4 protein-coding genes are annotated in these 3,289 nt (G+C 38.8%); all 4 read right to left on the bottom strand.

The genetic code is table 11. From position 1 onward, the window contains the following. Positions 1-477: 477 nt before the first annotated feature. On the bottom strand, positions 478-1,239 hold the full coding sequence (locus tag AC1DUA_RS30570; RefSeq protein ID WP_477503327.1) for a hypothetical protein: 762 nt from the start codon (positions 1,237-1,239) through the stop codon (positions 478-480). Between the two features lie 44 nt (positions 1,240-1,283). Next, positions 1,284-1,577: a hypothetical protein gene (locus AC1DUA_RS30565; RefSeq protein ID WP_477503326.1), complete on the bottom strand. Its 294-nt coding sequence runs from the start codon at positions 1,575-1,577 to the stop codon at positions 1,284-1,286. A 169-nt stretch (positions 1,578-1,746) separates the two neighbouring features. Beyond that, positions 1,747-2,847, bottom strand: a complete 1,101-nt coding sequence (locus AC1DUA_RS30560; protein WP_477503325.1) for a toll/interleukin-1 receptor domain-containing protein — start codon at positions 2,845-2,847, stop codon at positions 1,747-1,749. Between the two features lie 89 nt (positions 2,848-2,936). Next, positions 2,937-3,289: macro domain-containing protein (locus AC1DUA_RS30555; RefSeq protein WP_477503324.1), on the bottom strand; the 353-nt coding region annotated here is incomplete at its 5' end.

Here is a 3,289-nt window from a genome sequence, read left to right as displayed (position 1 = left end):
GAATATCCCTACAAAAGAAAAAAACCTTGATTTAACAAGGTTTCGTTGTAGGTACTTTCACGTCGTTAGACTAAAGTCCCCGCTGAAGTTGGCTTTCCCTTGCCCATAATCTGCTTAAGAAAGCAGCGATATACAAAAAAACGAGGATAGTTGGGCAGGTATAACCATACTGCCCAGCTATTTTTTGAGAGAATAAGTCCAATTTCAAGAAAAGTGGGCTGCCCTCAAGTAGACTTATCTACTTTTGGGATAGCCCCCTTAATATTTATTTTCTTGTCTTTAGACTTCAGAAACGGTCGAGCATTCAACTACGAAAAATCATAAAGGATAATTACCTTAGCCGGCAATTGAAAAAGAATCGCGATGTCAGCCACTATGTCGACTTGAATTGAAAATCAGACACCATTTACTGGGAGTGCAGTAAATGGCGTCTGATTTCCTAATACTCAACAAAGGAGTTGGAAATCCTGATATCCGTTATTCTATATATAGGCCATTCGAATACTTGGGCTTTAGCTTATCGAGTGATTTATTGAAATAGCGTTTCAACCAAAGGTATTTCAGTAAAACATTCGGGTTCRTATTCGTGTTTAATGATTGTTCAATCAAATTCTTTGTAGTCTCTAATGCCACAACGTATGTTACGGTATCCTCAAGCTCTTCGTATTGACTCATGAAATCGACAAATATCTGATGATCTTCGTCTTCTTCAGTGAGTTCAGCTATCTGTTGCCATTCTTCTGCGGGCCCGTGTATGCCTAGCTGAATACCAGCGGTGATCGCGGATGTATCAATAAGAACCCGAGGGTAAATAGCATTTTTGCTCTCAAGATCATATGCATCAATCATAGCAGGTCCAAAGACAACACCATCTTTATGGAATAGTTGCCCATATGCTATTCCACCGCGTAACATGATGCCTACGTTCATCATTTCTAGCTGTAGATGAATTACATCCATTAACAAGTAAAACAATGGAGATGTATTATCTGCAGGATAAGAAATGACGATAGAGTCCGAAAATACGGAGAGTTCCTTTCCAGTATCTTTCAGAGAGAGAATACCAGTATCGTTATCCGTTTTTAAATCTACTATATGAGATAGGACACTTTGGATTCTCGTAGCAAGAGCTGGATCAGTGACCGTGTCACTGATAATCGATCTAAATCCCAAAATATCAATAAATGCAATGAAACGATTCTCGTAAACCGAGGATGCATTGGTTGTGGACACAGTCATGCCAGTGTTTACACTCCTTTTATTAAAAAATAATTCAGTGGTGCCTAGCACTTAAAGAATTTGGAAGAATCATGTTTTAACTTGTGTTCCTCCGTCCCATTCCACATATTGATACCCCATACTTTCGTATGTTTCTTTCTTTCTGGACAAATTTGCCTGTACTGTTCATTCTGGTAGCCTGCAACCTCAATAATCGTTTTCGGTTTGGTGTCATAGAGCACCATATCCAGCCGATGATTTAAGAATAACTCTGTTACATTCCCAACTAGCGGCTTTTTGAAGTGTCTGCCACAACTAACAAGATGTTGAACCATGTAATATTCATAAGAAGATTCCACAGGAATCCCACTTCAGATCCTCCCGGATATGCGTTTTGACCGCCTATCGTAGACAGTTGGATAATTCGACCGCCGCCTTGTGTGCGCAAATGCGGTAAGGAATCCCACACCACATGAGTTTTTACGATATGACCCTTCATTAGGAAGTACAAGGGGCGTATTTCGGAATCTAAAAATTTTTCGGCTCTTTCCAGGGCTTATTCTTTTGAATTACCACCRCATCGAGATCATGCTCATCAATATCACTAACATGTCTGAAAAGTAATTCATGCTTAAATATTCCATACTCAGTAAGTGGTTTGATTTTTCGGTTCTTTTCGTCAAGTACAGCAGGCATCAGAACATACTTTTGGTGCTTTTGATACCTCGCTTTAAACATATTAAACATTCTGAAACCATCTGTAGGATTAGCACGTTGCGATCTAGATATTGACATTATTAGGCTTTCATTCAATTCAAGCCCCTGTTCTTCCATTCTCTTTGCTACTCGATCAATATTGGAACTGATGTGTATTGTATAACCGGTTGCTTCACCAGGAATATCACCCTCGACAATCGATATTCTTATCTCATCATTCTTGTCTTCTTTACCATGCATTAAAATCCAGTTTTTAAATATTTTTTTAGCATAAAATTCTTTAGTATATGGAAGTAGTAAGCACGGAGGTTCCTCATCCCCTACATCTAAAAGAAAAGCAGCTCCCCTCCAAATTGCTTTATCCCAAGATTCTAAATCAATGGGCGAAGTAATAAATAGAGATTTTCTTTCTTTTACTGGTAATGGCCTTAATTTACCTAAGTTAGGCTTCTCTCTTTTATTTATTCCGCGTAAGCGCCAGTACAGGCTGTCGTATTTGTCCGATCTTGATACTTCGTAGTATGTAGTTCCTTGAAGAGGCATTGGAATGAACGCAGTATCCGATCCGTTGAATACGATTGGGATAAATCTTTCGTTAATAGTGTCATCATTATAAAGATGCTGATAAATAATATTGCTTTCCCACTTTACTCCTCTACCCACTCCTCTATCAGCCTTGCCCATTAATCTGTTCAGATACTCTTGGGTGCAGATTATAAGCACGTAATCTGATTCATTTATCGAATTTTCCATCCATCTCGGCCATCCCTCGCTAGGTGACTCTTCATACTGGTCCAATATTGTATCTATACCTTCACTGCGTAACTTATTAGATAATTTCAGAACCTTATCTGAAAACTCGATGCTCTCTTGGCAGTAACTAATAAATACCTTCGGGTTCTTTTCAGCCATACTAAACCTCCATTTAAGGTTTTCCCTTGCGTAATATAAGCCTCAATTCCGAGTCGTGGAATGAGAGGCTTATATTATAATTATCTGCCCTAATTTCGCGATTCTAAGTCCTTCAGTTTGAGCAGGTTTATCTTTTCTTGTTTTTTCTTCCAGACCACGATCTTCACCGTAGATGGATACATGAATTTTATACGACTCACCTTAAATGTCCAAATAATAAGTTCAAGCAATTCTTGATCTGATATATGCTCATAACCTCTAAAGCGAGTGATTCCAGAACCTAGAACGGGCAGGGCAACTGTTCTCCCTGCATAAATCCTGTCTATCTCATTCCAGAAATTTAATAGGCAGCTTATGTAATCGTTCATTTCGAGATACGCTTTGTTACTATTATCGAAGCGTGAGAACGCCGTCAGAAGATAATCGTCTGCTGTACATATTG

It is taken from the genome of Paenibacillus sp. 01T422 (assembly GCF_056398785.1).
This window is presented reverse-complemented; position numbering and strand designations above follow the sequence as displayed.